Raw genomic sequence first — 5,053 nt, forward strand, 5'->3', positions numbered from 1 at the left:
TCTGAGCGTACCGGGGCGTCGTACGGTCGAAGGGCTCCCTTCCTCCCTAATAAGCATGGGCGAGGTATGCTCGTGTTTGTTCAGTCTTTTTTGATCTAGGATTCCTATTTGATTGATATTGAGTTTTTTACAGATTAAAAACTCAGATTTTTGTCATTCATTTAGCAATACTTTTCATGAAATTTCAATTTCCAATTTTAGTAACGGCAATCGCTTTTGCGCTGTCAGTGGGTCTGGCAACGGCGCAGAGCGTAACCGGAACGGTGTACGAACTCGCGGATGCCGCCGCGTCCAAAGTACCCTTGCCAGGAGCCAACGTCTACTGGGCGGGCACCACGCTGGGAGCCAGTACGGACGCCACTGGACAGTTTTCAGTTCCGCGCTCGGCACAATCCAACCAGTTGGTGGTGAGTTTTGTCGGCTATCGCAACGATACCCTGAAAGTAGAGGGTGGAAGCGAAGTCGAGTTTGTTCTACGCTCGGCGCAGTCGCTGGATGAGGTAGTTATTCAGGCCAATTCCACGACCATCGACCGCCTTTCTCCCATTCAAACCGAAATCATCACAAGCCGCGCTTTGGCAAAAGCGGCCTGTTGCAATCTTTCCGAAAGCTTCGAGACCAACGCCTCCGTGTCGGTATCGTACAGCGACGCGGTGACGGGTGCTAAGCAAATTCAGATGTTAGGGCTGAATGGTACTTATATCCAAACCAACGTTGAGAATATACCGAGCATTCGCGGCCTCGCCACTACCTTCGGGCTAAATTTCATCCCCGGTACCTGGATTCAATCTATCGACGTCGGCAAGGGCGCGGGATCGGTCGTAAATGGTTATGAGTCGATGACGGGGCAGATCAACGTAGAGCTGCAGAAGCCCGACAGCCGCGAGAAACTGTACGCCAACGCCTACGTCAATAACTTTGGCCGCGCGGAACTGAACCTCAACCTATCCCATAAGCTGAACGACAAATGGAGCGCGGGACTGTTGACTCACGCCAGCACCCTCCGCAACCGGGTGGACAACAACGGCGATGACTTTCTGGATTTGCCACTCTATACCCAATTCAACGCTGTGCAGCGCTGGAAGTACCAGAGCAATAAAATGATGGCGCAGTTTGGCGTGAAAGCCCTACACGAAGATCGCACGGGCGGGCAGGTCAACTTCGACCCCGAGCAGCCTAGCAAAATTGGCCCGAACGGCTCGCCCATTTATGGTTTTGGGGCAAAGATCAATCGGCTGGAAATTTTCTCGAAAACCGCCAAGCTTTTCCCCAATAAACCCTACAAGGGTCTGGGGCTGATTCTGAACGCCTCCGTTCACGATCAGCAGTCGTACTTCGGCTTCACGCCCTACAATGGTCGTCAACAAACACTGTACGGAAACCTGATTTACCAATCTATCATTGGCAACACTAATCACAGCTTTAAAACGGGTGTTAGCTATATGCTGGACGACTATAGTGAGCGCTACCGTGACACGACGATGTTGCGCACGGAATCGGTGCCGGGGGCATTCTTTGAATACACCTATAATAACCTGGACAAGTTTACGCTCGTAGCGGGATCTCGGGTAGACTTCCACAATCTGTTCGGGACGCAGTTCACGCCCCGGCTGCACCTGAAGTATCAGCTCGATAACAACACTGCTTTACGTCTGTCGGCGGGGCGCGGCTTTCGGGTGGCCAATCCGTTGGCGGAGTACTTCGGCAATCTGGTGAGTTCGCGGGCGGTGGTGTTTCGGGAGCAGATTCGGCCCGAGGTATCGTGGAATTATGGTGCAAGCCTGACGAAAGAATTCGACCTGGCAGGTTGGCCCGGTACTTTGATAGTGGACTACTATCGCACCAATTTCCAAAACCAACTTGTTGCCGATGCAGAGCATCCGGGCTTCCTGTACTTCTACAATTTGCAGGATAAAGCCTTTGCAAATAGTTTTCAGGCGGAAGTGAACCTCACGCCCGTCGAACGCTTAGAACTCAAACTGGCCTACCGCCTTTTCGACGTGAAGCAGACGATGGGCGAGCCTTTCGGCGAGAGCGTGCTGCTGCCGCGTATGATGGTCAACCGCGACCGGGTGCTGTTCAACATTGGCTACGCGCTACCCTACGACAAGTGGAAGTTTGACTTTACGACGCAGTGGAATGGCAAGCGCCGCGTCCCGAACCTCGACCCCGGCTACGACCATACGTCTTATATGAATATGCCAACCGACATGGCCCCGGCATTTTTCAACTTCAACGCGCAGATTACGCGGACTTTTGTAAAATGGGATGTCTATCTGGGCGGCGAGAACCTGGGCAACTACCGTCAGGCCAATCCGATCATCGGAGCAAATGACCCGTTTGGGCAGCGCTTCGACGCAGGTATTGTGTGGGCGCCCGTGGTGGGTCGGATGATTTACGCCGGTGTACGTTACAAAATCAAACGCTGAGCTGCCATGAAACTAGCTATAAAAAATATGGTCTGTGACCGCTGCATTAAAGTCGTCCGTGACGAACTGGAAGCCTTGGGGCTGACGGTGGAGGAGATTGAACTGGGCGCGGTGCAAGTATCAGGCAAATTGTCCGTTGAAAAGTCAAAAGAAGTCAAGCAGCGGCTGCAAGCCAATGGCTTTGATCTTTTGGAAGACCTGCGCCTCGTTCTGGTCGAGAATATAAAGAAATTCATTATCGATGAAGTACAGCATTTAAAAGGAAAGAAGCCTGCGAGCATGAATTTCTCTAACTATTTGTCAGAAAAATGTGGCTACGAATATTCCTACATCAGTCATTTGTTTTCATCCATGACCGGACAAACGATCGAGCGTTATGTCATTAGCCAGAAGATTGAAAAAGTAAAGGAATGGCTTTCTTATGGCGAACTGACGCTGAGTGAAATCGCCTGGCGGCTCGACTACAGCAGCGCGGCCCATCTGGGCAATCAGTTCAAAAAAGAAACCGGACAAACACCGGGAGAGTACAAAAAAAACGCCTTGCTGGCAAGGAAGACTTTGGATAGAGTGTAGGCGAGGGGGTACTCGGAGGTTTTAAACATTCTATTCAAATCTTCGTCTAGGCAACAAATTGAAACGAAAAATTTATCAAATTTTAAACAATCAAATTTTAAACAAAAAATGAAAACGACTCTTTTTTCCATTCTGTTTGCCTTCTCCATGACACTGGGTTTTGCTCAGTCAGGGGAAAAGGAAGTGAAAATTAAAACCTCGGCAATTTGCGAAATGTGCAAGGAGCGCCTGGAACGTAATCTGGGGTTATCGAAGGGCGTGAAATACGCCAACCTCGACCTGAAAGACAAGGTGATGACGGTAAAGTACAACCCGAAGAAAACCGACGTGGCTTCCATCAAGGAAACCATCGTGAATACAGGTTACGACGCCGGCGACGCAGTAGCCGACCAGAAGGCACATGACAAACTACCCGATTGCTGCCAGAAGACGGCGGCAGCGCACAGCGACATGAAGCACTAACCGAATCGCTCACCTTCTTTTTTAGAATAGCCGGAACTTCTGAGGGTTCCGGCTTTTTCATGCCCGTCTAGGAAGCTGTTTAAGTTAGTTTTTATGGATGAAAATGAGTGATTTTTTTTCAAGACAAGGAACCAAATCCGAAGTTTGGCAGCGCCAAGGGAGGATTTTGGTGACGCAGGATTGATGAAAAAGCGCCATTTTTAGCTTAAAGGATTAACTCAAACAGCTTCTAAGTTGGTCTGTCGGATTTGGCAGCCCTTGGGGGAGCCGCCAGTGGCCGTTCACTAAATTAAATTAGCCAGTCTTATCTATGTTTTTTATTTTGCCATTCAATGTTTTCATAGTTAAGGCGAAAACAGCGTGCCGTTTTAAGGTATCGCCAGCTATTCCATCCAAACTCAAATACCATGAACCCAAATAAAGCATTGTGGGAAAAAGGCGATTTTACCCGTATGGCCGAAACCATGCGCCAAAGCGGTGAAGAGTTGGTCGCTAAGCTTGACATTACGCCGGGCCTGGAGATTCTTGAACTGGGATGTGGTGACGGCACTACCGCCCTTCCCGAGGCAAAACGGGGTGCTCGTGTTTTAGGAGTCGATATTGCCAGTAATCTTGTGGCGGCGGGAAATCGGCGTGCTCGGGAGCAGGGACTGACCAACTGCGGTAGGGACAAGACGACCCAAGAAGAAAATCAGTTTTGTTTTTTACCCAGCGAAATCACCAAATCGTCCATCTGCCGGGCGATGGTGTCGGGATCGACGCCGTCCTTGATCTTGACGAAAGCGTGATGCTTACCCGAAGATTTTTCACCAGCTTTCCATACGTTGCTGCCATCGGCAGCGACGCTCACGAAGCCGTCGTGGACGAAGTCGAAGTAGCGAGCTGAAGCGTCCTCATCCAGCAGCAGCACAGCCACCTGATCCCAGGCGGGACGGCCCGCAAAGTCGTTGTAAAGCTGGTAAGCGCGGTACACAGGATTGTTCGTGGGCAGTTTACTTTTCAGGTACGCGCCGCCCGTCTTTATTTCATTTCCCACTTCCCAGCCGCAAAAAACTACTTCCTGCGTCCAATGATCGAGACAATAGACGGTGGACGCCGGGTCGGGACGGTAGAAATTCGCCTCTTTGCCTTCGGGGTATTGCCCACCCATGCACAGCCATTTCTTTCCTTTTTTACGCGCCAGTTCTTGCCCGCTCAGCGGAGAAATGCTATCGCCGGGCGATTGCAGGAAATTCATTAAACTAGTCAGGTGGCCGATGGTGACGATTACTACCGACTTATCAGGACTGTTGGCCAGTAGTTTTCGATAAAGCAGCGCCGATTCAGTAGTTTTTTCAAGCCGGGTCAGGTCATGCGGGAATTTGGCGGCGACCTGCCGGGTGTACTTTGAAAAATGACGAAGCCTTTCCTGTTTTTTCAAGAAACCAATGGGCAAATCAGGATTGCCGTAAAAGGTATTGATGGCGTCCGTGCAGGAAAAGGAAGCGCTGTCGTCGCTGGTGACTACTACGCCCAGCAAATCTACCATTCCCCTCTGCTGGTAGGCGTGGAGCATAGCCAGAGCCTGCACGTCGTCCACGTCGGAGTCA

General features: G+C 50.7%; 5 protein-coding genes. 4 read left to right on the forward strand and 1 reads right to left on the reverse strand.

Translation table 11 applies throughout. The annotated features are described in order from the left end of the window. Window positions 1–176 precede the first annotated feature (176 nt). The 4 genes from ACEW8P_RS23020 to ACEW8P_RS23035 all read left to right on the forward strand — a co-directional run bounded on the left by ACEW8P_RS23020 (window position 177) and on the right by ACEW8P_RS23035 (window position 4,252). Window positions 177–2,429 carry a TonB-dependent receptor domain-containing protein gene (locus ACEW8P_RS23020; RefSeq protein WP_373515417.1) on the forward strand — a complete coding sequence of 751 codons (2,253 nt, stop codon included), beginning with the start codon at window positions 177–179 and terminating at the stop codon, window positions 2,427–2,429. Window positions 2,430–2,435: 6 nt separating this feature from the next. Then, window positions 2,436–3,002 carry a helix-turn-helix domain-containing protein gene (locus tag ACEW8P_RS23025; RefSeq protein ID WP_373515418.1) on the forward strand — a complete coding sequence of 189 codons (567 nt, stop codon included), beginning with the start codon at window positions 2,436–2,438 and terminating at the stop codon, window positions 3,000–3,002. 108 nt (window positions 3,003–3,110) lie between these two features. After that, entirely contained in the window at window positions 3,111–3,464 is a 354-nt protein-coding gene (locus tag ACEW8P_RS23030; RefSeq protein ID WP_373515419.1) for a heavy-metal-associated domain-containing protein, read from the forward strand. A gap of 407 nt (window positions 3,465–3,871) precedes the next feature. Then, the gene (locus tag ACEW8P_RS23035) at window positions 3,872–4,252 is read left to right on the forward strand and encodes a cyclopropane-fatty-acyl-phospholipid synthase family protein (RefSeq protein ID WP_373515420.1); all 381 of its coding nucleotides are present in this window, start codon (window positions 3,872–3,874) and stop codon (window positions 4,250–4,252) included. Here the strand turns inward: ACEW8P_RS23035 and ACEW8P_RS23040 are convergent. Then, window positions 4,156–5,053: nucleoside hydrolase (locus ACEW8P_RS23040; RefSeq protein WP_373515421.1), on the reverse strand; the 898-nt coding region annotated here is incomplete at its 5' end. The genes ACEW8P_RS23035 and ACEW8P_RS23040 overlap by 97 nt on opposite strands.

The organism is Persicitalea sp. (genome assembly GCF_041751555.1).
Classification (GTDB): Bacteria; Bacteroidota; Bacteroidia; order Cytophagales; family Spirosomataceae; genus Persicitalea.